Origin of the sequence: Streptococcus sp. FSL W7-1342 (genome assembly GCF_037966635.1) — a bacterium.
GTDB classification, from domain to species: Bacteria; Bacillota; Bacilli; order Lactobacillales; family Streptococcaceae; genus Streptococcus; species Streptococcus salivarius_D.
Genome location: NZ_CP150200.1, coordinates 256,713 through 278,247 on the forward strand (window position 1 = coordinate 256,713; position 21,535 = coordinate 278,247).

Here is a 21,535-nt window from a genome sequence, read left to right on the forward strand (position 1 = left end):
AGCTTAAGCTGTAGAAAAAGAATGCGAATTAATAAATATATTGCCCACGCTGGTGTGGCCAGCCGTCGTAAGGCTGAGGAACTGATTAAAGAAGGTCGTGTGACCCTAAATGGGAAGACCGTTACGGAATTGGCAACTATTGTCAAAAACGGTGATGTCGTTGAGGTAAATGGTAGCCCAATTTATAATGAAGAGAAGGTCTATTATCTTCTTAATAAGCCACGAGGGGTTATTTCTTCGGTATCTGATGAGAAAAATCGTAAGACGGTGATTGACCTCATGCCCCACGTTAAGGAACGTATCTATCCTGTTGGTCGTCTTGACTGGGATACGACTGGCCTACTTATTTTGACTAATGATGGTGACTTTACCGATAAAATGATTCACCCACGTAATGAGATTGACAAGGTTTATTTGGCGCGTGTCAAAGGTATTGCGACCAAGGAGAACCTTCGTCCTTTGACTCGTGGAGTGGTCATTGATGGCAAAAAAACCAAGCCAGCACGTTACAATATTATCAAAGTTGACCATGAAAAGAATCGTTCAGTTGTTGAATTGACAATTCATGAAGGGCGTAACCACCAGGTTAAGAAAATGTTTGAATCAGTGGGCTTGCTCGTTGATAAGTTGTCTCGCACACGTTTTGGGACCCTTGATTTGACAGGTCTTCGTCCAGGTGAATCACGCCGTCTAAATAAGAAAGAAATCAGCCAGCTTCATAACGCTGCTGTCAATAAGGTCAAATAATGAAAAGATTTCTGATTGCCTTGGTCAGGGCTTATCAGAGATGGATTTCTCCCCTATTTCCACCGTCTTGTCGTTTTCGTCCAACTTGTTCGGTTTATATGATCCAAGCAATAGAAAAGCATGGCTTAAAGGGAGTTCTTATGGGAATTGCCCGTATCTTAAGATGTCACCCCCTATCAGAGACTGGAGATGATCCAGTGCCAGATTATTTTAGTCTAAAACGTAATAAAACTCCTTTGGATAAATGAATCCAAAGGAGTTTTTCTATGCTTAAGTTTTTGACCAAGTTTTTGGCAGGAAGAGGAGTAGTAAAGGATAGATTTCCAAACGTCCTGCAATCATAGCAAATCCCATGATAAGCTTAGATAAAGGACTGAAAATAGCAAAGCTATCAGTCGTTCCAAGTAATGGTCCAATGTTGTTAAAGGTTGAAGCAGCAGCACTTGTCACAATCAAGAGGTCTTGATTATCCAGTGACAAAACAGTGACTAAACTTAGTATAATGAGTACATATACAGCTAGGTATTTGAGAACACTGTGCTGCGTTTCTTTATCGAGAACACTTCCATTAATATGAAGTGACAGGATACGATTAGGATAGAGGCTAGCCAGGGTCTGATTTCGTGCAATCTTAGCAATAATCATAGCACGGATAACCTTGAAACCACCAGCCGTAGAACCCGCTGATCCCCCGATAAACATCAGGAGGAGTAGGATATACTGAGAGAAGAGTGGCCATTTGGTAATATCTGTCAGACCAAAACCAGTTGTTGTGATAATGGTTGACACTTCGAAAAATGAGTATTTGAAAGAGTCAGCCAAATTGTGGTAGATTCCAAAAATATTGAGGATAATTAAACCAGTTGAAATAGCCACAATCGCAAAGTAGGTACGTAGTTCTTCATCTTGGAAGAAAAACTTGATTTTGCGAAGGAGGATATAGAAATAAAGGTTGAAGTTAACCCCAAAGAGTAGGGTACCAACAGTAACCACATAGGTAATCAGATCGCTGTGGTAGTGGGCGATAGAGTCATTATAGACAGCAAATCCCCCAGTACCTGCGCCCCCCATAGCAGTGATGATACTATCAAAGATTGGCATACCGCAAAGCCAGAGAATAACAGCAAAAATAACGAACATGGTTAAATAGATGATGTAAAGAATTTGAGCTGTATTTTTGAGCTTGGCCACGACCTTACCAAAAACTGGACCAGGCACCTCTGCACGCATAACCTCATGGTGACCATTTTTACTGTTGTTCATGATGGCTAGGGCAAAGACCAATACCCCCATCCCTCCAATCAAGTGGGCGAAGCTTCGCCAGAAGAGGAGGGAGTGGGTAAGTACACCAGTATCTGTGAGAATAGTAGCCCCCGTGGTTGTAAAACCAGAGCTCATCTCGAAGAAGGCATCAATGACACTTGGAATCTGACCAGCAAAGACGAAGGGCAATCCTCCAAAGAAGGACCAGAGCACCCAACAGAGGGCTACAATAAGCATCCCTTCTTTGGTGTAAATATGGTAGTTTTTCGGTTTAAAGAGAGTACCAAGCACTCCGAGAAAGAGAAGAATCCCCATCGTACCCAAGATGCTGGCAAATACTTTGGCATCTTCTTGATAAATGAGGGCAACGATAAGTGGTACAACCAAGAGAGCAGCCTCAATAAGCAGGAGCTTGGCAATAAGAAAACGGACAATAGATCGATTCATGGCAGCTTACCTCTTCAACAAGTCGTAAATATGAGTTACATTTTGTAAGAGTGTAACGATCACGATTTTATCCCCAATAGCGAGTCTGTCTTCTCCCGTTGGGAAAATAGATTTTCCATTGCGAATAATAGCAGCGATAAGGACACCATTAGCAAATTCAAGCTCAGAAAGTTTCTTCCCAGCAATTTTGTTGTTTTCCTTAATTTGGAATTGCAAGGTTTCGATACGACCATTAGCCACATGGTGAAGGGCATCGAGACTTGAGTCTTTAGCATTATAACGCCCACGGACAAAGTGCATTACAGTGTCAACGGCAATACTCTTAGGTGTGACAATTGTTGTTGTCTCACGTGTATCGATAATCTCTAAAAGACTGGTACGGTTGACTTTAGTAATATTCTTGTGAATACCAAGGCTTTCGAGGAACATAGAGGTGATGATATTTTCTTCATCTACTCCAGTTAGGGTAGCTACGGCATCATAACTGGCTGCACTTTCCTCGAGAAGAAGGTCTTTAGCAGTACCGTCACCTAAGATAACAGAAACTTCAGGGAAGACCTGACTAAAGGTTTGCGCACGGTCCATTTTTTGCTCAATCAATTTGACCTTAATACGATTATTTTTCAAGATATTGAGCAAGTAGTAGGAGATGCGCCCAGCACCAATCAACAAAAGTTTTTTGATGCTTTTTGGTTTGATGTAACTGTGGAAAAGCGCCATATCAACACGTTTACCAGTGACATAAATCTTATCCCCAATTTGCATGGTAGCATTCCCATCTGGAATGATGAGTTCACCTTGACGGTCAATCGTACAAACTAGAATATTGCCGAATTTCTTACGGAATTGCTCCATTGTCATACCAGACAATTGGCTATTTTCAGTGACTTTAAATGCCATAAGAATAACGCGTCCATTAGCAAAAGTCTCAACTGATAGGGCGTTTGGAAATTCAACTGTATTGGCAATATAGCGAGCTGTTAAAAGTTCAGGATTAACCACTAATGAGAATCCAAGAAAGTTCTTGTCTTTGAAATAAGCATTTGAGTATTCTGGGTTACGCACACGAACAATAGTTTCTTTGGCACCCATTTGTTTAGCCAGAACGGCTGAAATCATGTTTACTTCATCTTTATCAGTCATCGCGATAAAGACATCGCAGTTACTAACCTCGGCTTGTTCCAAAATTTTAAAATTAGCCCCATTTCCAGCAAAGCCCATAACATCATAACGTTTGCTGAGGCGTTTGAGGACCTCTTCCTTTTCTTCAATTAAAATAACATCGTGCTTCTCTTCAACAAGAGAACGGCAGAGTGCGGTACCGACTTTACCGGCACCTACGACAATAATACGCATGAGTTACCTCCAAATAATCATTACTATGATACTCTATTTTAGCGGAAAAATCATCCTTTTCAGCTAGCTTTATCAACTATTCCTATTTAAGTGAATAAAGGTGAAATTTTTCTTTAAATAGTCTTGACTTTTAGACCAGAAGTGCTAAAATATATTCAAAGATTCGTTATTTTAAATCTAACCTGTCATGATTTAAGCTAATGAACGTCCACAACCATGTCGTCTGCTGAGCTTGACTCCGGGCGACATGGTATTTTTTATGTCTAGGAGAATTGAGATGTCACGTAATCATATTGTCTTGTTTGAACCTCGTATTCCACAAAACACCGGAAATATAGCACGTACCTGTGCAGCGACTAATAGCCCTCTTCATATCATCCGTCCTATGGGCTTTCCAATTGATGACAAGAAAATGAAACGTGCAGGTCTAGACTACTGGGATAAGCTTGACATCACTTATTATGATAATTTGGCAGATTTCATGTCCAAAAATCAAGATGGACGTTTGCATCTAGTCACCAAGTTTGCGGATAAGACTTATTCAGAAGAGGCCTATGATGATGGTGAGGACCACTATTTTATGTTTGGTCGTGAGGATACAGGCCTACCTGAAGATTTTATGCGTGAGCATCCTGAAAAAGCTATTCGTATTCCGATGAATGATGAACATGTGCGTAGTCTAAATGTGTCCAACACTGTTTGTATGATTGTTTACGAAGCACTTCGTCAGCAACAGTTTGAGGGCTTGGAGCTGAGTCATCGTTATCAGCATGACAAGTTAAAATAGAGGTCTATTTTCTCTTATAAGAGTATCTATAGTCATTGACTATCAACAGATTAGAAATCCATAATTTGAGAACCTTGTCACCAAGGTTTTTTTATGTTATTCTTAAAAGGTCTTCAGGGCAGGGTGAAACTCCCGACCGGCGGTGATTCTATAGATAAGTCCGCGAGCGCAAGCTGATGAGGTGTGATTCCTCAACCGACAGTACAGTCTGGATGGAAGAAGACCAGTCTTTTTGCGTAGGCTTTTTTGGCATAGGCAAATCCATTGGGAACTTCTTTCAAATTGTTAAAATTTGGAGGAATTTTTTTATGACAAACACACGTAAATTGGCTTACATTGCCATTTTATCCGCAGTTTCATTCTTGTTGCTTTATTTTTCGTTTCCATTGATTCCAGCAGCAGACTTTTTGAAGGTTGATTTTTCAATCCTTCCTGTTCTGATTGCCTTGGTTATCTTTGATTTTAAGAGTGCCATTGGTGTTCTCTTGCTTCGTTCATTGTTGAAGCTTTTGCTAAACAATGGTGGTCCAGGATCAATGATTGGACTTCCTATGAATTTCGTTGCTCTAGGAGTCTTTGTTTGGGGCCTAAGCTATTTTTGGAAGAAAAATCAAACAAGCAAGAATTATATTTTTGGTTCTGTTGTAGGAACTGTCTTGCTTACAGTTGCTATGGTTATTCTTAACTATATTTATGCAGTACCACTCTATGCTAAATTTGCCAACTTTGATATTGCGCAATTCATAGGTCTCTATAAATATCTTTTCGCTATGGTAGTACCTTTCAATTTACTTCAAGGATTGATTTTTGCGGTAACCTTTGCTCTGATTTATGCTCCACTTAAGTCTATTCTAGTAAAATTATAAATATGAAACACAAACACACACATTATATTTATGCTTCTTTTGCCTTATTGTTATTTGTTGCTCTCGGTTACATGGTTAAGTTCTACCCTGAAGCCTTGACAGGATTTGATAGCAACATTCAAACTTGGGTTCGAGGAGACTTACCGGCAGGACTGACACGCTTTTTTAAAACGATTACCATACTTGGAAATACGCCCGTACAGGCTATTATTGCAATCGTAGCAGTAATCTGGCTTTATCTACGTCAGTATAAAGCAGAAGCTATCTTTGTAGGTGCCAGTGGGCTTCTCGCTAGTATCTTGATTGTAAGTTTAAAGTATATTTATCAGCGTCAACGCCCATCAATTACGCATTTAGTGCATGCTAGTGGTTATTCTTTCCCTAGTGGTCATTCTTTGGGAACTTTTATGATTCTTGGAGCAATTGCCATTGTTCTTGCTCAGCGTTTGGCGAAAAAAGAATCTAAAATAGCAGTTTATGGTATTACTGGGCTTCTGATTTTCCTTGTTGGACTTTCGCGTATTTATGTGGGTGTTCATTATCTAACAGATGTTTTAGCTGGCTTTACCTTAGCCTTTGGGTTGATTAATGCTATCTATCCAACTTATGACCGCATTCGCTTTGAATGGCGATTCCAAAGTAAACAGAAATAAAACAAACATGTAGTTTTTGAACTGCATGTTTTTTATTTGAAAAAAACATCAAAAATAGCGCAAAAAACTCTTCTTGTGTTATACTGTAATTGAGATTTTTTAAATTTTTGGTGTTAGAACTGTTGCCTCAGTCCTAGCACTTTTTCTTTGTCGTATTCTTGGTGTGTTGCGAGAATTTTGTAAATGATACGAAGTAGCTTATGTGCGCAATCAATGACGGCTTTCATCTTACTTCCTCTTTGGGAAATTTTGCTATAAAAAGATGAAAACGCATTGTCTTTAGAGTGAGCCGCAATCAATCCCGACATGGTCAAAGCCTGTTTGATATATCGATTTCCTTGCGTGATATGTGAGGATTTTTTAATGCCAGCACTTTCATAAGATCCTGGGCAGAGCCCAGCCCAAGAAGCTAAGTGTGCGTCCGATTGAAAAGCCTTCACATCTGGTCCAATCTCAGCTAAAATAGTGGCTGCACAAGTTTCACTCACACCAGGAATCATTTGAAGTAATCTATTTTCTTCAGGGAAACTCCTTTTCGATATAAGCTATTATTTCACTCCTTAATTTATTCATGAGTTTTTGATACAATTGATATTCTTCTAGGCTTTGCTCCAAGAGAAATCGATCCTCCAGTGACAACTTCCCATTCATGGCCTCCATTAATTCTTCGGGACTTGCTTTGACATGCTTGTGAATACAAGCTGTCACATTGTCATAATCAATGAGTTCCCCATTGATAAAGAGCGTTAAAAGAGACTGTCCTGTCTTAGAGAAGATATCAGAAAGATAGCTGGTTAGTTTGATATTAGCACGTTGTAAGAGGTTATGAATCTCATTCTTTATTTGAGTTTGACGTTGTTTGTAAGAACGTAACCTACGAGTGAGTAAACGTAACTGCATCACTTCAGGGCTTGGAATGTAAGATGGCTCAATAAGTCCACAACGTCCGAGCTGTGCAATCCATTCGGCATCTTTCATGTCTGTTTTTCGACCAGGCACATTCTTAATATGTTGGGGGTTAGCTAATATCAAATTGAGTTCTGAGTCTGAGAATATATTAAAGAGTGGTACCCAATATTGGCCAGTGCTTTCAAAAAAGACATGTGTGACGTGATTTTCCAATAACCAATCTAAGGCGTTTTGGAGAGCTATAGTTGTTGTACCAAATTTTTTCTGAATCTTTTTAGGTTTATTGCTTTCTAGTGGACCATCTAGAATACAACAAACGATAGACTTTTGGTGGACATCAATTCCACAACAAGTTTCAATCATAACTTCCATTACAAAAACCTCCTGTTAACTATTGAACAATAGAACAAGAGGCTATTAGTAATTTTATTTTCATGCTCAAGGCATATTCGAGTTATCTCATGACTCTTGTTCATCCAGTTTTTGATACAGGCTAGGCAAAGCCCTATTAAAGACAACGGATTGGTATTGTTCACCTTCATTATAAGCCGAACTTTCTTTTCTGTCATGAGTTAGCAGGCTAAGCCTGCTTAGAGTTTTTGATGCAAAGGAAGGGTCTTCTTATATAAAATGTATAAAAATAGCTTTTTTTGACTATTATTCTGTTAAAATCATATTAACTGTATATTAATTATATTATAATTATGATATAATATTTTTAAACTTTTGAATAAAGGAGAGTCTCTTGAACATAAAAGACAGCATTGGACTAAGAATCAAAACTGAGCGTGAACGTCAGCAGATGTCACGTGAAGTACTATGTTTAGATGGTGCGGAGTTGACTGTTCGCCAGTTAATTCGCATTGAAAAAGGGGAATCTCTCCCGTCTTTAGATAGACTATCTTACATCGCAAAACGTCTAGGAAAAAATATGGCCGATCTATTGGATCATGACAATATTACTATCCCTGATGAATATTATGAGATGAAGAATCGTTTGATTAAGTTTCCAACGTACAGAAACCCAGAAAGAATAAAGGATAAACTTGCCTTAATTGAGGAAGTCTATGAGAAATTCTTTGAACTTCTTCCAGAAGAAGAACTATTAACTCTAGATATTTTGGAAAATATATTAAGTTTCACTAGTTGGGAGGAGAGTCCAAAGGTTGAGGAAATATATGAAGATTTATTTGAACAGGTCAAAAGGAAGAAGAAATTCTCAACTAACGATTTATTAGTTATTGACTATTATTTCTTCCATCTTTATGGAAGAAAACAGTATGACAAAAAACTTTTTGAAAAAATCGTAAAGAGAGTATTAAATCAGGAAATTTGGACAGATGATGTCCATAATATTGTTTTATTTAATGATTTGATGGCTATTGCTGCTTTGAAGATTTTTCACAATTCCTTTTCAGACTTCTTAACAGTTGTGGATAAAGCATTAGCCGTTATAGAAAAATCACAATTCTATAGCTATAAACCTAGTGTTTTTGTTCTCAAAGCTAAATATGAACTTCTGCATAAGGGAAATAAGAAAAAGGCTACAGAGAATTACGATAAGGCCATAATGTTTGCTTCCGTTTTAGAAGACTCGGTTTTAGAAGAAAGTATAAAAGCAGGGAAAGCGGCAGATGGTTTATAGAAATGGTGGTGACATAAATGTCACTACTTTTTTAATGGTTAAATGTTTACTATAGAAACATAAATAACAGTTAAAAGGAGTTTTATTTTGAAAAAACTAAATTTATTTACACTATTCTCACTACTTATCACTATCTTGCCTTATTTCACAGGTTGTCTTTAATAAGGAGTCACCATGTCAAAATATCCATATATTTCACAGATTGATCAGCGTGATTGTGGTGTCGCTGCCTTGGCCATGATTCTTAAACACTATGGTTCATCTTATAGTTTAGCTTATTTGCGGGAGTTGGCTCAGACTTCTCGTGAAGGCACTTCTGCGCTTGGTTTGGTTGAAGTGGCCAAGCAGTTGGGCCTTGAAACTCAGGCTATTCGTGCGGATTTAGACTTGTTTAAACAAGAAAGCCTATCTTATCCTTTTATTGCACATGTGGTTAAAGAAGGTGGATTGCAACATTATTATACGGTGTTTGGTCAAATCAAGGGGAAGCTTGTTATTGGTGATCCAGATCCTAGCAAGAAGGTCATTAAAATGCCCTTAGAGGAGTTTGCCAAAGAGTGGACGGGAGTTGCTCTCTTTTTTGTTCCAGGAGAAACTTACACTAAATACAAAGAAGATGTGCCTGGGCTTCTTTCATTTTTACCAATTTTGTTTCGTCGTAAGGGTTTGATTGCAGTTATTGTCTTGTTAAGTTTTCTAGTGACCCTTGTTAATATTATTGGTTCTTATTATTTGCAATCTATTATTGACCGCTTGATTCCTCAGGAGGCCTACACTCTTCTAACCATGATTTCGCTAGGCCTATGTATCTCTTATCTAGCTCAACAAGTATTTACTTTTTTCAAAGATTATCTTCTACATCGATTGGGGAATTACTTGTCCATTGCTGTCATTCTTCCTTATATTAAGCATGTCCTTTCCTTACCTATTAGTTTCTTTAGTTCACGTCGTACTGGTGAAATAACGTCACGTTTTGGCGATGCTAACACTATTATCGATGCTCTAGCTTCAACGATTTTATCGATTTTCCTAGATGTGACCATTGTGATGACTCTAGCTGTGGCTCTTATTTTACAAAATCAGTCACTTTTTGTGATGACTCTCACGGTAGTGCCTCTTTATGTTTTAATCATTTTGGCCTTCTATAAGCTTTTTGAAAAGGAAAATTATCAATTGATGGAGGCAAATAGTCAGGTCAATACCGCTGTTATTGATGATTTGCGAGGCATTGAAACCTTAAAATCCTTGAGAGTTGAAGAAAGACGCTATCAGGAAATTGAGGTGAAATTCCATGACTATTTGAAGAAGTCTTTGTCTAAGGCCAAGTGGCAATTAACACAGGATGGTTTAAAGACAGGGGTTCAGTTAGTTTCCAATGTCTTTATCCTATGGTATGGGGCACAATTGGTCATGGAAGGACAGCTATCTGCAGGTCAGTTGATTACCTATAATATGTTGCTGAATTATTTTACAACTCCTTTAATTAATATTATCAATCTCCAATCTAAAATTCAGCAAGCCAAAGTAGCCAATAATCGTCTTCAAGAAGTTTATGTTGTGGATAAGGAAGAAAAAGGAAAACTTAAAGAGTTATCCTTTAAACAACTTGCTCTTAAGGGTGTTAGTCACCGTTTTAGTTATCAGCAAGAGACGCTTAGTAAGATTGATTTAACGATTCATAAGGGGGAGAAAATCGCCCTCATGGGTAAAAGTGGATCTGGGAAAACGACCTTGGCTAAAATGTTGTCGGGTTATTACACAAAATCTAGTGGTCATGTAACCCTAGATAAAGATGCTATTAGCCATGCGGAGCTGCGTCAAATGGTGACTTACGTTCCCCAGCAGACCTATGTGTTTACAGGCACTATTTTAGAAAATCTGCTATTAGGATTTGAAGGAGAAGTTGACGAGAAAAAGCTTCTTAAAGTTTGCCAACAAGCTGATATCTTAGAGGATATTCAAAAAATGCCACTAGGTTTTCAGACCCAAGTATCTGAAGATGGTGGTCTATCTGGTGGTCAAAAACAACGCTTGGCGATAGCGAGAGCCCTCTTGTCCCAGCAGCCTATCTTGATTTTTGACGAAGCTACCAGTGGTCTCGATAGTGATACTGAAAGCAGGGTCATGGCTAATCTTGCTAAGATTAAACGAACAATGATTTTTATTGCTCACCGCAATAGTGTTCGTCAACATGTCGGTCGTGTGGTGACCATGGTGAGTGGCCAGATTGAGTCGGACAGTCCTAATTTCAATCCATTCCAGTTTATTTAAAATAATCTTCCTATTATATATGTAGAAAACTTAAGTAGTCTAAATATTCACATCTTGCACCTATCTCCTTAATATAGTATACTGGTAGCATACTATTAAGAGGTGTAAACATGTTAGAGGCATATAAAAATTTTTGGTTAGGCTATATTGATTTTTATGGTCGTACAAAACGATCAGACTATTGGTGGGTTGTCTTGATTAATGGAGTTATTGGTACTTTAATTTTCCTACTGATGGACTTCCTTGGAGAAACAAAGGCTGCTGGCTTTACATTAACAGCTTTCATTTTATTTATAGCAGCAACGGCGCTTCCTACCATTTCTATGCAGATTCGTCGTCTACGTGATGCCAATTTCAATGTTGCATGGATTGTATTAAAAGCGACACCACTCCTGGTAGTGCTTTGGGTGATGTATGCCTTTCCTACAAGAGATTCAAAATAACTTCAATATAAAAAGAGTGAAACTAGTTAATCTAGTTACACTCTTTTTTTCTTATAAAATAAAGCTACCTAAGAGGCTAACGAGGGTGAAGCTGATAGTTGCATAAAATACAGCGAGACGAGTTGCCTGAATAGGTTTATAAAGTCGAATTAGTGTTAGGACACACCAAATAAAGAGTACTGTGACAAACCAACCTGACAGTAAGCGACGTGGCGTCACACCGTAGAGTGCCATATAAACACCAAAGAGTTTCCAGCCAGCGATAAGGGCAAAGAGGCTAGCAAAAGTAAAGAGTAGGGTGCTTAAGAAACGAAGCCCTTTGTGGGTGAAGAAATTTTCTTTAGAAAAAATGTAAAGTCCAGCTAGGATTCCTAAGTTGAGGGTAGAAACTCGAACCAATTGCCAGAAGCCTTGAACCGCAATATGTGAGGCTTGATGGGCTGGAATGCTGGCTTGGTTGAGAGAAAGGAGTTCTCCCATTTGACTAGTGGCAGTTAATATGAATAGGGCATAAGTGAAGCAGAGGCTTCCGAGTACGATATAAGCTGCTACTTTTGGGAACTGACGGGTCGCTTTAAGATGGCCTTCAAATCGTTTTTGACTGAGTGGCTTTTCTTTTGCCAAATAGGTTGCAGCGAGTTGAGCAAAAAGTCCTAGAGCCAGAGGGATACTGCTTATTAAACGAGAGAACAATAATCCGTTGTCCTTGAAGGTGAGGGTGAAATCAAGTAGAGAAGTTAGTGTCTGGAAGAACTGTCGCCAAAGTTGTCCGAAAGCAGGTAAGACCTGACTAAGCTGACTAGCAGCGAATACAGTTAGTACCAAGGCAATCATGATACTAATGAGAATCATCCATTTGTGGTTCTTGATTACGTGTTTTTCTTCTTCGGAGAGTTCTTGTTTAGGTGCTGTTTTATATAGGAGTGTCCAGGCTCCGATAAAGAAATATTTTAGCGGGAAGATGCAGCTGGTGTATATGAGGTCTAGCCAAACCATAATTCCTAAACGATCTTGACTACTTTGTCCAGTGCGTGCCATTAAGTAAAGGAGGATACTTGCATGAAGGCAAAGAATCTGAGCGCTGCCCCAGTTGTCGTGCAGACCCCAGAGACTAATTTGCAAGCCTTGGAGGAGACTAGTGACCATAAATATTCCCGATTCAAGTCGCATTCCCTTTGCTTTTCCACCTAATAGGCGACAGCCTAGCTCAATCGTACTGATCAAGACAAGGGTTGCTGGAAAGGCAAAGGAAAAATGGGTCAAGTAAGTGACATACAGGAAGCAGGACACAAGACAGGCGACAATCAGTCCCTTAATTTTCCAAATGTCTTTTGGTGAAAAATGTTCCAAGAATTTCTTGGTTTTGGTTTGAAGACTAGTCTTTTCGTCGGAATATTCCTGGGAGACTAGCTGTAAATCAGTAGTGTAGTTATTTGTTTCCATCATAATTCTCCTTTTGGATTTTTGTCCAAAAAAGACTTTATCATAAAAAACGTTTGACTTTGTTACCCAACTGTAAAATTACTAAAAATAGGTCTATGGACTTAGGTCTGGAGAATGAGTTGGAAAAATAGGCGAGAAAAAAATATAATGCTCACATTGGATGATAGATTGTACGGACTATATTGTCAGAAACAGTCAAATACTAAAGGAAGCTTTTTATAGATTAACTGTTTATTTATCTGGGATTAAGCAAAGGACTCCTATTGAGAATTACCAAATGTAATGTCATTTTTTGACACCACATGTTAGCTTGACTAATATGTAAATGTTGCAAAATTTCTGAAAATTCGTTGACATGTGTTGTCAAAGTAGTATGATATTAACATAAAAAACTTAGGAGGTTCTTATGTTAGGTGTCATCCTACTCTATGTTGGTATGGTTTTGATGAGTAATGGACTCCATCGTTTAGAGGGTATTCCTGATAAATCAAATGTTGTCATGAATATCTTTACGGGTGGTTTGGGTTTGATTCTCAACATTATTGTCATTGCTTATGGAGCTTGTACAGGGCAAGGCGCTGAATGGTTTTATGGTAGCGCCACAGGTCTTTTATTTGCCTTCACCTACCTTTACTCAGCTATCAATACGATTTTCGATTTTGATCAACGTTTGTATGGGTGGTTTAGTTTATTTGTGGCAATTAATACGCTACCAGCAGGGATTCTTTGCTTAACATCTGGATACGGTGGTAATGCTTGGTATGGTATTATTTGGTTCTTGTGGGGTATTCTATGGCTAACTGCCTTTATTGAAATTAACCTTAAGAAGAACCTAGGAAAATTTGTCCCTTACCTAGCTATTTTTGAAGGAATTGTAACAGCTTGGATTCCGGGGCTTTTGATGCTTTGGGGCAAGTGGTAAGCATTGATTTAAGGAGGAAAAACGATGCAATTGACAATGCGTGAGCAGGAAAAAATGATGATTAGCCTTGCGGCTATGATTGCTCAACGACGTAAAGATAAAGGAATCAAATTGAATCATCCAGAAGCGGTTGCTTTGATTACAGACTATGTGCTTGAAGGTGCAAGAGAAGGTAAAACGGTTGCCCAATTGATGGATGAAGCTCGCAATCTTTTAACACGTGAAGATGTTATGGAAGGTATTGCGGAAATGATTCCAATGATTCAAGTTGAAGCTACTTTTACGGACAGTACAAAACTGGTTACTGTTCATGATCCTATTCAGTAAGGAGAAATGTAATGATTCCAGGTGAATACCATGTGGCGAGTGAGCCAATTGATTATAACGGTGGTTACGAAGCCATTAGTCTTGAAGTGAAAAATGTGGGTGACCGTGCTGCTCAAGTGGGCTCTCACTACCATTTTTATGAAGCAAACGAAGCTGGTCTTCAGTTTGATCGTGAAAAGGCGCGAGGCAAACGTCTAGATATTCCAGCAGGTACAGCCATTCGTTTTGAGCCAGGTGAAACGAAAACAGTACAACTTATTGACTTTGGAGGGAAACGTCGTATTTTTGGTTTCAATAACAAGGTCAATGGTTTCTTAGACTAGAAAGAGGACAAATCGATGAGTTTTAAAATGGATCGTGAAGAGTATGCTCAACACTATGGACCAACTGTAGGTGATAGCGTACGTCTTGGAGATACCAATCTTTTTGCAGCCATTGAAAAAGACTTTACTGTTTATGGACAGGAATCTAAGTTCGGTGGCGGTAAAGTTTTGCGTGATGGTATGGGTGTTAGTGCTACGGAAACACGTGACAATCCATCAGTTGTTGATACCATTATTACAGGTGCAACCATCATTGACTATACAGGTATTATTAAAGCAGATATCGGTATTCGTGATGGTAAGATTGTTGCTATCGGTCGCGGTGGTAACCCAGATACAATGGACAATGTGGACTTTGTTGTGGGTGCTAGTACAGAAGCCATTGCTGCTGAAGGTTTGATTGTGACTGCTGGTGGTATTGACCTTCACGTGCACTATATTTCTGCCGACCTTCCTGAATTTGGTTTGGATAACGGGATTACTACCCTCTTTGGTGGTGGTACTGGTCCTGCTGATGGAAGTAATGCGACAACTTGTACACCAGGTAAATTCCATATTACTCGTATGTTGCAAGCTGTTGATGATATGCCTGCTAACTTTGGTTTCCTTGCCAAAGGTGTTGGTTCTGAGACTGAAGTGGTTGAAGAGCAAATTAAGGCCGGTGCAGCAGGAATTAAAACACACGAGGACTGGGGTGCGACTTACGCAGGTATTGATAATTCCCTTAAAGTTGCGGATAAATACGATGTTTCCTTTGCGGTTCACACTGACTCTTTGAATGAGGGTGGATTTATGGAAAATACTTTGGAATCCTTCCAAGGTCGTACTGTTCATACCTTCCACACCGAAGGTTCAGGTGGTGGACATGCTCCAGATATCATGGTTTTTGCTGGTAAGGAAAATATTTTGCCATCATCAACTAACCCAACCAACCCATACACCACAAATGCTATTGGTGAGTTGTTAGATATGGTTATGGTTTGCCACCACTTGGATCCAAAAATTCCAGAAGACGTCTCTTTTGCTGAATCACGTGTACGTAAACAAACTGTAGCTGCAGAAGACGTTCTTCACGATATGGGTGCCCTTAGTATCATGACTTCAGATGCCATGGCAATGGGACGTGTCGGTGAAGTGGCCATGCGTTGTTGGCAACTGGCTGATAAGATGAAGGCTCAGCGTGGTCCACTTGAAGGGGATTCAGAGTTTAACGATAATAACCGTATCAAACGTTACGTGGCTAAATATACAATTAACCCTGCCATCACCAATGGTATTGCAGACTATATCGGTTCTGTAGAAGTTGGTAAATTTGCAGATTTGGTTATCTGGGAACCAGCTCAATTTGGTGCAAAACCTAAGTTGGTGCTTAAGGGTGGTATGCTAACTTATGGTGTTATGGGTGACGCTGGTTCAAGTCTTCCAACACCTCAACCACGTATCATGCGTAAATTATATGGTGCTTACGGTCAAGCGGTTCATGAAACAAATCTTACATTTGTTTCTCAATATGCTTATGATCACGGTATCAAAGAAGAAATTGGTTTGAATAAGATTGTTCTTCCTGTTAAGAATACGCGTAACTTGACTAAGCGTGATATGAAGCTTAATGACTACGCTCCAAAAACAATCCGTATCGATCCACAGACCTTTGATGTCTTTATTGATGATGAGTTGGTTACTTGTGAACCAATCCATACGACATCATTGTCTCAACGTTATTTCTTGTTCTAAGGAAGACGCTATATAAATGAGGCTGGAATTTTTCCTCCAACCTCTTTTGTATTTTATAGCCATAACGTTTTTAGTGCTTTATTAAGTTGCTATATGAGTTTGATGCTAGATTTTTAAAATGTAATAGAAAAGGAAAAAGTATGATTTTTACAAAAGTAGATGCTCTTGTTAAAGATATCGATGTGGACAAATACCATATTGAAACAGTCATTCTTTCGAGCGATGACCTTAACAAAAAAATTATTCGTGTGAAGAGTGATCATGGGAATGAATTTGGTATTCGTCTTGATAAGGGACAAAAATTGCAAAATGGCTCTGCCTTTTTTATCGATGATCACCATGTCCTAGCTATTGGTGTTGAGTCACAGGATTTGATTGTCATTTCACCTAAAGATATGGATGAAATGGGAATCACAGCTCACATTCTTGGGAATACTCATAAACCGATTGAGGTGAAAGACGCCAAGATTTATTTAGAGGTTGATCCAGTTGTAGAGCAAGTCTTGACTCAAAAAGAGATTGCCTACACGATTGAAGAAGTGGTCCTTGATAAGCCCCTACGCCATGTGAATTTAACTGCCCATGAACATTAATCCCTTTGCTAATGTGTCTTTGCAAGATTATCTTGAAATTGTGCAAATTGTCGATTCAACCTTTCCAATTGGATCATTTAACCACTCTTTTGGGATGGAAAATTATCTGCGCGAAGACACTGTAACAGATGATAAAGGTTACGAGGAGTGGCAAGAAGCCTATTTAGCTAGTCAGTTTAAATATGGTGAAGGTCTTGTAATCAAATTGGTTTATGATGCTATGGCTACAGACAACTTAGAGCAGGTTTGGCATTATGATAAGGTCTTGACAGTTTCGACGCAAGCGCGTGAAACAAGACAGGGGACTAAAATGATTGCTAAACAAATGCTTCGACTTATTCAAAGGCTCCATGCTATTCCGGTATTGGATGACTATCAGTCCAAAATACGTAAGGGTGAGGTCTTCGGCAATCCAGCTATTGTCTTTGCACTCTATGTGTTTAACAAGGGCTTGGGATGTAGTGAAGCTATTGCACTTTATGGCTATAGCGTGATTTCGACGATGGTTCAAAATGCTGTTCGTGCCATTCCACTTGGACAGTTTGCTGGACAAGAGATTGTTTTACGTAGCTTTTCACAATTAGAAAAAATGACACAAGAAATTCAAGAACTGGATGCGTCCTACCTTGGGGCCAATACGCCTGGTCTTGAATTAGCTCAGATGAAACATGAAACACAGGTATTCCGCCTATTCATGTCCTAAAATATCAACAAGGTTGAGAGGAAAAAACAATGACAAAACGTACTGTAATTATTGGAGTTGGTGGACCTGTTGGTTCAGGTAAAACCCTTTTGCTTGAGCGTCTTACACGACGTATGTCCGACTTAAATTTAGCAGTTATTACTAACGATATCTATACAAAAGAAGATGCTCTTTTCTTGGCTAAAAATTCAAGCTTAGATGAAGACCGTATCATTGGTGTAGAAACTGGTGGATGTCCTCATACTGCTATTCGTGAAGATGCCTCTATGAACTTTGAAGCGATTGAAACTCTTCAAGAGCGCTTTAACCATGATTTGGATGTTATTTTCCTTGAAAGTGGTGGGGATAACTTGGCTGCGACCTTCAGTCCTGATTTGGTTGATTTCACCATTTATATTATTGACGTTGCTCAGGGTGAAAAAATCCCACGTAAGGCTGGTCAAGGGATGATTAAGAGTGATTTGTTCTTGATCAATAAGACTGACCTTGCTCCTTATGTTGGAGCCAACCTAGACCGTATGCGTGAAGATACCCTTCATTTCCGTAACGAAGATTCTTTCATTTTCACAAATTTGAATAATGATGACAATGTTAAGGAAGTGGAAGAATGGATTCGTAAGAATTTCCTACTAGAGGACTTGTAAGATGACACAAGCATACGATGGCTTTGTCCATCTTGGATTTTCAAACCGAAATGGTCGTACAATTTCCCACAAGAAATACCAAGAAGGCAACTCTCGAGTATCGGCGGATAATTCAGATGCCAACGGTGTTCCTTACTATTTCCTCATTAATATGGGTGGGGGATTTGTCGAGGGTGAGCAGTATCAAGTGACCATTGATGTTAATAAAGATGCTCATGCCTTGGTAACAACCCAAACACCTACCTATGTTTACAAGTGTGAGAAAGGACAGTTGACACATCAGAATACGTCCATCACACTTGAAGAAAATAGCTATTTGGAGTACATGGCTGATGAAGTCATTCCCTATTTAAAATCACGCTATTTCCAAACAAGTCGTATTGATATGGATAAGTCTGCCCACTTGATTTATTCAGATGGTGTGACGGCAGGTTGGTCTCATGAGGATTTGCCGTTTCAATACCATTATTTTCGTAATTTGACACAAATCTACCAAGATGATGAGCTTGTTTATAGCGATCAGACCCTCTTAGAGCCTCAGAAACAAGATATGTTTAAACTTGGTTATTTTGAAGGCTGGCGTAATTATAATAGTTTGGTAATGGTGTCACCAAATATTGACGAGGCTTTTGTTAAGGCTTTGCAGAAGCACTTAGAAAATCTGAATTTAGAGTCTGATTTTGCTATTTCATCCTTAGATATCCCGGGTCTGGTGTTACGTATCTTAGGAAAAACTGCTGAGGATAATCGTCGCGTCATTTATTCTTGTGCAGACTATTTTAGACAAGAAATACATGGATTAACCCCTTTGAATTTGAGAAAAAATGATATGAGGAGATAAAAAATGCATATTCCTGAAAATTACTTAAGCCCTATGACTTGTGCGGCAATGGGGGCAGTTATGTTGCCTATTTGGTATAAGGCTGTCAAGGAAGTGAAGGTAAAGGTTGACACTGATAAAAAAACGATTCCTATGTTGGGAATCGGGACTTCCTTGTCCTTCCTTATCATGATGTTTAATCTTCCAGCCCCAGGTGGAACGAGTGCCCATGCTGTTGGGGCAGTGCTAATTGCTATATTATTAGGACCTTGGGCCTCCTGTTTAGCAGTTAGTGTGGCTCTAGCTATGCAGGCTTTGCTATTTGGTGATGGTGGGATTTTGGCCTTTGGTGCGAATGCCTTTTGTATGGCTGTTGTCATGCCATTTGTGGGTTATGCTGTTTATAAACTCTTGAATAAGTGGACGAAGAACAGGATAATTGCTAGCTTTTTTGGAGGTTATATTGGAATTGTAGTTGCGGCCCTAACTGTTGCGGTTTTACTAGGAATTCAACCGATTCTCTTTAAAGATAGCAGTGGTAATCCGCTTTACAATCCATACCCTTTGAGAGTGACGCTTCCAGTAATGGGCTTGACTCACCTGCTTATCGGCTTGGTAGAAGGATTTTTCACAGCCGGTGTTCAAGAATTCATTGAACGTTTGAATATTGATAATACTCAGGAAATAACGACTAAAAAACTACGTCCTTTATTGCTCTTTATCCTAGCCTTAATTATCCTAACGCCACTTGGTTTATTGGCGACGGGAACAGCTTTTGCAGAATGGGATGTCAAAGAGTTGGTAGAAAAATTGTCTCATTACCATGTGGAAGCCCAAGCGCCAAAAGGAATGTTGAATGGTTTTTCATTCAATGCCCTCTTCCCAGATTATAGTATCGCAGGCATTCCAGAAGTTTTGGGTTATATCCTGAGCGCTGCCTCTGCTGTTTTGATTTTCTTCATCCTCTATCGCTTGATTTTCGGTAGAAAGGTTGAAAAATGATTCTGCCAGATTGGATGTCGGAAGAGCGCCCAGTAGTCACTAAAGTCGGTAGAAATAACTTTCTTATCCGGAATCGTCACCATCTGGAAGCTCTTCTTCAAAAGTTTGAAACGCATCCTTTAAAAGTAGCATCAGTTTTTCATCCAACAGCTAAGGTTTTACTTCTCTTTTTCTTACTTGTTTCAGTGGGAATTAGCCGAAATCTCACAGTTTTGTGGATTGTAGCCTTGTTTTTAGGAGCTGGCGTGGCTTTTTTACCGCATTCTGTTTTAGTAAGAACTTTGAAAAAAACTGTAGTGTTGTTGATCTTCCCTTTAGTTCTTTATCTACCGCATCTCTTACTTAGCGGAGGTCAATCGCTCTTTCTTTTTAGACTTCCTTTGATTGCTGTAGCCATTGCTTATTATTCAGAAACGAGTACAATAAGTGAGATGTTGGCGGCATTAAAAGGATTGCATTTTCCTGATCTTGTTCTGCTCCAGTTAGATATCACCATAAAATATATTGATGTCTTTGGAAAACAATTGATGGATTTGCTCAAAGGGATTGAAGCGCGAAGTTTTGGTGGCAATCATCGTTTCCGGATTGGAAGTAATATCTGGGGAATTTTATACCTTAAAGCCATACGCTATGGTGAGGAACTGACTCAAGCCATGGAAGCACGTTGCTTTGTTGGTGAGTATGTCAAGTCATCACAGTCATTCACATGGAAAGACTGGCTGGCCTTGATAAGTCTAGTAGCAGTGATTTTAGGACAGATTCTGTTAGGAGGATGAGATGTTTCAATTGAATCAAGTGGCCTGTGCCTATGAACAAAAAAAGGTCTTTACTGGTCTTGATTTGGAGATTAGACAAGGACAATATGTGATGTTGATGGGGGAAAATGGGACTGGGAAATCAAGTCTTATCAGTTTATTAACTGGCTTCAAGCAGGAAGAATCTGGACGTATTCTTTTCTTAGGGAAGGACCTCAAAGAATGGTTGAAGGACAAACGTCAAAAACGAGATTTTTATAGCCGCCTCGGAATCCTCTTTCAGGATGTGGATAGTCAATTATTTAATAGTACTGTCTATGATGAGATTGCTTTTGGTCCTCGTCAGCTAGGTCTGACCGAAGAAGAGGTCTCACAGCGGGTCCAAGACACACTGTCCCTGCTTAAAATTGAAGATTTAAGGGATCGCGTTCCCTATCAACTGTCTGGTGGAGAAAAGAAGAAAGTGGCCTTTGCCAGTATCATGGTAACGAATCCAGATGTGTATATTCTTGATGAACCCTTCAATAATCTTTCTAAAGAATATGAAGAATTTTTTAGGGAACTTCTACATGAACTTCATTCAGCTGGGAAAACTATTATCATGTCTGCTCATCACTTTAAGCACCTTCATCATGAAAAGGCTGATGTTCTTCTTTTTGAAGATGGCAAGGCTGATTTCTTTCCTGCCCAGGAAGTGCTCAATAACCAGCAAGTGATTGAGCGTTTGTCACATTATTAATAAGGAGAAGTAGGAAATCGTTATTGGTTTTCTACTTTTTCTTTGTCAAACAATTGATATTTTTAGGTGATAGTATTTTCTTATCACCTTGATTATGTTTAAGTATTAGTTAAGCTTAGTGAATTCTGTTACAATAAAAACAA

At 39.1% G+C, this 21,535-nt stretch carries 24 protein-coding genes and 1 riboswitch; of the genes, 19 read left to right on the top strand and 5 right to left on the bottom strand.

Going from position 1 to position 21,535, the window contains the following annotated elements; all coding sequences use genetic code 11:
• The first annotated feature begins 21 nt into the window (after positions 1–21).
• Complete coding sequence (locus tag NSQ79_RS01380) at positions 22–747, top strand: pseudouridine synthase (RefSeq protein ID WP_049529103.1); 726 nt, start codon at positions 22–24, stop codon at positions 745–747.
• Positions 747–995, top strand: a complete 249-nt coding sequence (gene yidD / locus NSQ79_RS01385; RefSeq protein ID WP_013990033.1) for a membrane protein insertion efficiency factor YidD — start codon at positions 747–749, stop codon at positions 993–995. Before NSQ79_RS01380 ends, yidD begins: the two co-directional genes overlap by 1 nt.
• Positions 996–1,017: 22 nt before the next feature.
• Here yidD and NSQ79_RS01390 read toward each other — a convergent pair whose 3' ends face one another.
• On the bottom strand, positions 1,018–2,457 hold the full coding sequence (locus NSQ79_RS01390) for a TrkH family potassium uptake protein (protein ID WP_045769250.1): 1,440 nt from the start codon (positions 2,455–2,457) through the stop codon (positions 1,018–1,020).
• Positions 2,458–2,463: 6 nt separating this feature from the next.
• Positions 2,464–3,813 carry a Trk system potassium transporter TrkA gene (trkA, locus tag NSQ79_RS01395; RefSeq protein WP_014633874.1) on the bottom strand — a complete coding sequence of 450 codons (1,350 nt, stop codon included), beginning with the start codon at positions 3,811–3,813 and terminating at the stop codon, positions 2,464–2,466.
• A gap of 277 nt (positions 3,814–4,090) precedes the next feature.
• Here trkA and NSQ79_RS01400 point away from each other — a divergent pair, with 277 nt between their 5' ends.
• The 3 genes from NSQ79_RS01400 to NSQ79_RS01410 all read left to right on the top strand — a co-directional run bounded on the left by NSQ79_RS01400 (position 4,091) and on the right by NSQ79_RS01410 (position 6,119).
• A complete protein-coding gene (locus NSQ79_RS01400) occupies positions 4,091–4,600 on the top strand; it encodes a tRNA (cytidine(34)-2'-O)-methyltransferase (RefSeq protein WP_049529100.1) in 510 nt (169 codons plus the stop codon).
• Between the two features lie 105 nt (positions 4,601–4,705).
• A riboswitch (FMN riboswitch) is annotated at positions 4,706–4,828 on the top strand.
• Between the two features lie 80 nt (positions 4,829–4,908).
• Entirely contained in the window at positions 4,909–5,466 is a 558-nt protein-coding gene (locus tag NSQ79_RS01405; RefSeq protein WP_049529098.1) for an ECF transporter S component, read from the top strand.
• A 2-nt stretch (positions 5,467–5,468) separates the two neighbouring features.
• Entirely contained in the window at positions 5,469–6,119 is a 651-nt protein-coding gene (locus tag NSQ79_RS01410) for a phosphatase PAP2 family protein (protein WP_045001950.1), read from the top strand.
• A gap of 113 nt (positions 6,120–6,232) precedes the next feature.
• On the opposite strand, the gene NSQ79_RS01415 is transcribed toward NSQ79_RS01410, so the two are convergent.
• Together NSQ79_RS01415 and NSQ79_RS01420 are read right to left on the bottom strand one after the other, a co-directional pair.
• The gene (locus NSQ79_RS01415) at positions 6,233–6,619 is read right to left on the bottom strand and encodes an IS110 family transposase (protein ID WP_002886743.1); all 387 of its coding nucleotides are present in this window, start codon (positions 6,617–6,619) and stop codon (positions 6,233–6,235) included.
• A gap of 19 nt (positions 6,620–6,638) precedes the next feature.
• Positions 6,639–7,400, bottom strand: a complete 762-nt coding sequence (locus NSQ79_RS01420; RefSeq protein WP_002886742.1) for an IS110 family transposase — start codon at positions 7,398–7,400, stop codon at positions 6,639–6,641.
• A 373-nt stretch (positions 7,401–7,773) separates the two neighbouring features.
• On the opposite strand from NSQ79_RS01420, the gene NSQ79_RS01425 reads away from it, so the two are divergent.
• From NSQ79_RS01425 to NSQ79_RS01435, 3 genes are all read left to right on the top strand, one after another.
• Positions 7,774–8,673, top strand: a complete 900-nt coding sequence (locus NSQ79_RS01425) for a helix-turn-helix transcriptional regulator (RefSeq protein ID WP_049529071.1) — start codon at positions 7,774–7,776, stop codon at positions 8,671–8,673.
• A 174-nt stretch (positions 8,674–8,847) separates the two neighbouring features.
• Complete coding sequence (locus NSQ79_RS01430; protein WP_164332310.1) at positions 8,848–10,944, top strand: peptide cleavage/export ABC transporter; 2,097 nt, start codon at positions 8,848–8,850, stop codon at positions 10,942–10,944.
• A 110-nt stretch (positions 10,945–11,054) separates the two neighbouring features.
• Positions 11,055–11,387, top strand: coding sequence for a DUF805 domain-containing protein (locus NSQ79_RS01435; protein ID WP_014633880.1), 333 nt, complete (start codon positions 11,055–11,057; stop codon positions 11,385–11,387).
• A gap of 51 nt (positions 11,388–11,438) precedes the next feature.
• On the opposite strand, the gene NSQ79_RS01440 is transcribed toward NSQ79_RS01435, so the two are convergent.
• A complete protein-coding gene (locus NSQ79_RS01440; RefSeq protein WP_014633611.1) occupies positions 11,439–12,830 on the bottom strand; it encodes a DUF4153 domain-containing protein in 1,392 nt (463 codons plus the stop codon).
• 406 nt (positions 12,831–13,236) lie between these two features.
• Between NSQ79_RS01440 and NSQ79_RS01445 the strand changes: the two genes are divergently transcribed.
• The 11 genes from NSQ79_RS01445 (at position 13,237) to NSQ79_RS01495 (ending at position 21,392) form a co-directional block, all read left to right on the top strand.
• The gene (locus tag NSQ79_RS01445; RefSeq protein ID WP_002886548.1) at positions 13,237–13,752 is read left to right on the top strand and encodes an AmiS/UreI family transporter; all 516 of its coding nucleotides are present in this window, start codon (positions 13,237–13,239) and stop codon (positions 13,750–13,752) included.
• Between the two features lie 24 nt (positions 13,753–13,776).
• Complete coding sequence (locus NSQ79_RS01450; protein WP_002886558.1) at positions 13,777–14,079, top strand: urease subunit gamma; 303 nt, start codon at positions 13,777–13,779, stop codon at positions 14,077–14,079.
• An 11-nt stretch (positions 14,080–14,090) separates the two neighbouring features.
• Entirely contained in the window at positions 14,091–14,402 is a 312-nt protein-coding gene (locus tag NSQ79_RS01455; protein ID WP_002886559.1) for an urease subunit beta, read from the top strand.
• 15 nt (positions 14,403–14,417) lie between these two features.
• Positions 14,418–16,136 carry an urease subunit alpha gene (ureC, locus tag NSQ79_RS01460; RefSeq protein WP_002886560.1) on the top strand — a complete coding sequence of 573 codons (1,719 nt, stop codon included), beginning with the start codon at positions 14,418–14,420 and terminating at the stop codon, positions 16,134–16,136.
• Between the two features lie 140 nt (positions 16,137–16,276).
• On the top strand, positions 16,277–16,729 hold the full coding sequence (ureE, locus tag NSQ79_RS01465) for an urease accessory protein UreE (RefSeq protein WP_002949549.1): 453 nt from the start codon (positions 16,277–16,279) through the stop codon (positions 16,727–16,729).
• Positions 16,719–17,432 (top strand): urease accessory protein UreF, encoded by a 714-nt coding sequence (locus NSQ79_RS01470; RefSeq protein ID WP_002886562.1) that lies wholly within the window; start codon positions 16,719–16,721, stop codon positions 17,430–17,432. Before ureE ends, NSQ79_RS01470 begins: the two co-directional genes overlap by 11 nt.
• Positions 17,433–17,461: 29 nt before the next feature.
• Positions 17,462–18,076 carry an urease accessory protein UreG gene (gene ureG / locus NSQ79_RS01475; RefSeq protein ID WP_002889928.1) on the top strand — a complete coding sequence of 205 codons (615 nt, stop codon included), beginning with the start codon at positions 17,462–17,464 and terminating at the stop codon, positions 18,074–18,076.
• A 1-nt stretch (position 18,077) separates the two neighbouring features.
• A complete protein-coding gene (locus tag NSQ79_RS01480; RefSeq protein ID WP_037599000.1) occupies positions 18,078–18,917 on the top strand; it encodes an urease accessory protein UreD in 840 nt (279 codons plus the stop codon).
• Positions 18,918–18,920: 3 nt separating this feature from the next.
• Positions 18,921–19,898 (top strand): cobalt transporter CbiM, encoded by a 978-nt coding sequence (cbiM, locus tag NSQ79_RS01485; RefSeq protein ID WP_013990045.1) that lies wholly within the window; start codon positions 18,921–18,923, stop codon positions 19,896–19,898.
• A complete protein-coding gene (locus NSQ79_RS01490; protein ID WP_014633608.1) occupies positions 19,895–20,674 on the top strand; it encodes an energy-coupling factor transporter transmembrane component T in 780 nt (259 codons plus the stop codon). The genes cbiM and NSQ79_RS01490 overlap by 4 nt, the downstream gene beginning before the upstream one ends.
• 1 nt (position 20,675) lies before the next feature.
• Positions 20,676–21,392 carry an ABC transporter ATP-binding protein gene (locus NSQ79_RS01495; RefSeq protein ID WP_014633885.1) on the top strand — a complete coding sequence of 239 codons (717 nt, stop codon included), beginning with the start codon at positions 20,676–20,678 and terminating at the stop codon, positions 21,390–21,392.
• The last annotated feature ends 143 nt before the right edge of the window (positions 21,393–21,535 follow it).

Excerpts from the sequence above, each read along its gene's own strand:
- yidD (WP_013990033.1), top strand. The coding sequence starts at position 747 with ATGAAAAGATTTCTGATTGCCTTGGTCAGGGCTTATCAGAGATGGATT.
- NSQ79_RS01445 (WP_002886548.1), top strand. The coding sequence starts at position 13,237 with ATGTTAGGTGTCATCCTACTCTATGTTGGTATGGTTTTGATGAGTAAT.
- NSQ79_RS01420 (WP_002886742.1), bottom strand. The coding sequence starts at position 7,400 with ATGGAAGTTATGATTGAAACTTGTTGTGGAATTGATGTCCACCAAAAG.
- NSQ79_RS01380 (WP_049529103.1), top strand. The coding sequence starts at position 22 with ATGCGAATTAATAAATATATTGCCCACGCTGGTGTGGCCAGCCGTCGT.
- NSQ79_RS01410 (WP_045001950.1), top strand. The coding sequence starts at position 5,469 with ATGAAACACAAACACACACATTATATTTATGCTTCTTTTGCCTTATTG.
- NSQ79_RS01405 (WP_049529098.1), top strand. The coding sequence starts at position 4,909 with ATGACAAACACACGTAAATTGGCTTACATTGCCATTTTATCCGCAGTT.
- NSQ79_RS01440 (WP_014633611.1), bottom strand. The coding sequence starts at position 12,830 with ATGGAAACAAATAACTACACTACTGATTTACAGCTAGTCTCCCAGGAA.
- NSQ79_RS01415 (WP_002886743.1), bottom strand. The coding sequence starts at position 6,619 with ATGATTCCTGGTGTGAGTGAAACTTGTGCAGCCACTATTTTAGCTGAG.
- NSQ79_RS01470 (WP_002886562.1), top strand. The coding sequence starts at position 16,719 with ATGAACATTAATCCCTTTGCTAATGTGTCTTTGCAAGATTATCTTGAA.
- NSQ79_RS01455 (WP_002886559.1), top strand. The coding sequence starts at position 14,091 with ATGATTCCAGGTGAATACCATGTGGCGAGTGAGCCAATTGATTATAAC.
- ureE (WP_002949549.1), top strand. The coding sequence starts at position 16,277 with ATGATTTTTACAAAAGTAGATGCTCTTGTTAAAGATATCGATGTGGAC.
- NSQ79_RS01435 (WP_014633880.1), top strand. The coding sequence starts at position 11,055 with ATGTTAGAGGCATATAAAAATTTTTGGTTAGGCTATATTGATTTTTAT.
- NSQ79_RS01495 (WP_014633885.1), top strand. The coding sequence starts at position 20,676 with ATGTTTCAATTGAATCAAGTGGCCTGTGCCTATGAACAAAAAAAGGTC.
- ureG (WP_002889928.1), top strand. The coding sequence starts at position 17,462 with ATGACAAAACGTACTGTAATTATTGGAGTTGGTGGACCTGTTGGTTCA.
- NSQ79_RS01490 (WP_014633608.1), top strand. The coding sequence starts at position 19,895 with ATGATTCTGCCAGATTGGATGTCGGAAGAGCGCCCAGTAGTCACTAAA.
- cbiM (WP_013990045.1), top strand. The coding sequence starts at position 18,921 with ATGCATATTCCTGAAAATTACTTAAGCCCTATGACTTGTGCGGCAATG.
- NSQ79_RS01480 (WP_037599000.1), top strand. The coding sequence starts at position 18,078 with ATGACACAAGCATACGATGGCTTTGTCCATCTTGGATTTTCAAACCGA.
- NSQ79_RS01430 (WP_164332310.1), top strand. The coding sequence starts at position 8,848 with ATGTCAAAATATCCATATATTTCACAGATTGATCAGCGTGATTGTGGT.
- ureC (WP_002886560.1), top strand. The coding sequence starts at position 14,418 with ATGAGTTTTAAAATGGATCGTGAAGAGTATGCTCAACACTATGGACCA.
- NSQ79_RS01390 (WP_045769250.1), bottom strand. The coding sequence starts at position 2,457 with ATGAATCGATCTATTGTCCGTTTTCTTATTGCCAAGCTCCTGCTTATT.
- NSQ79_RS01400 (WP_049529100.1), top strand. The coding sequence starts at position 4,091 with ATGTCACGTAATCATATTGTCTTGTTTGAACCTCGTATTCCACAAAAC.
- trkA (WP_014633874.1), bottom strand. The coding sequence starts at position 3,813 with ATGCGTATTATTGTCGTAGGTGCCGGTAAAGTCGGTACCGCACTCTGC.
- NSQ79_RS01450 (WP_002886558.1), top strand. The coding sequence starts at position 13,777 with ATGCAATTGACAATGCGTGAGCAGGAAAAAATGATGATTAGCCTTGCG.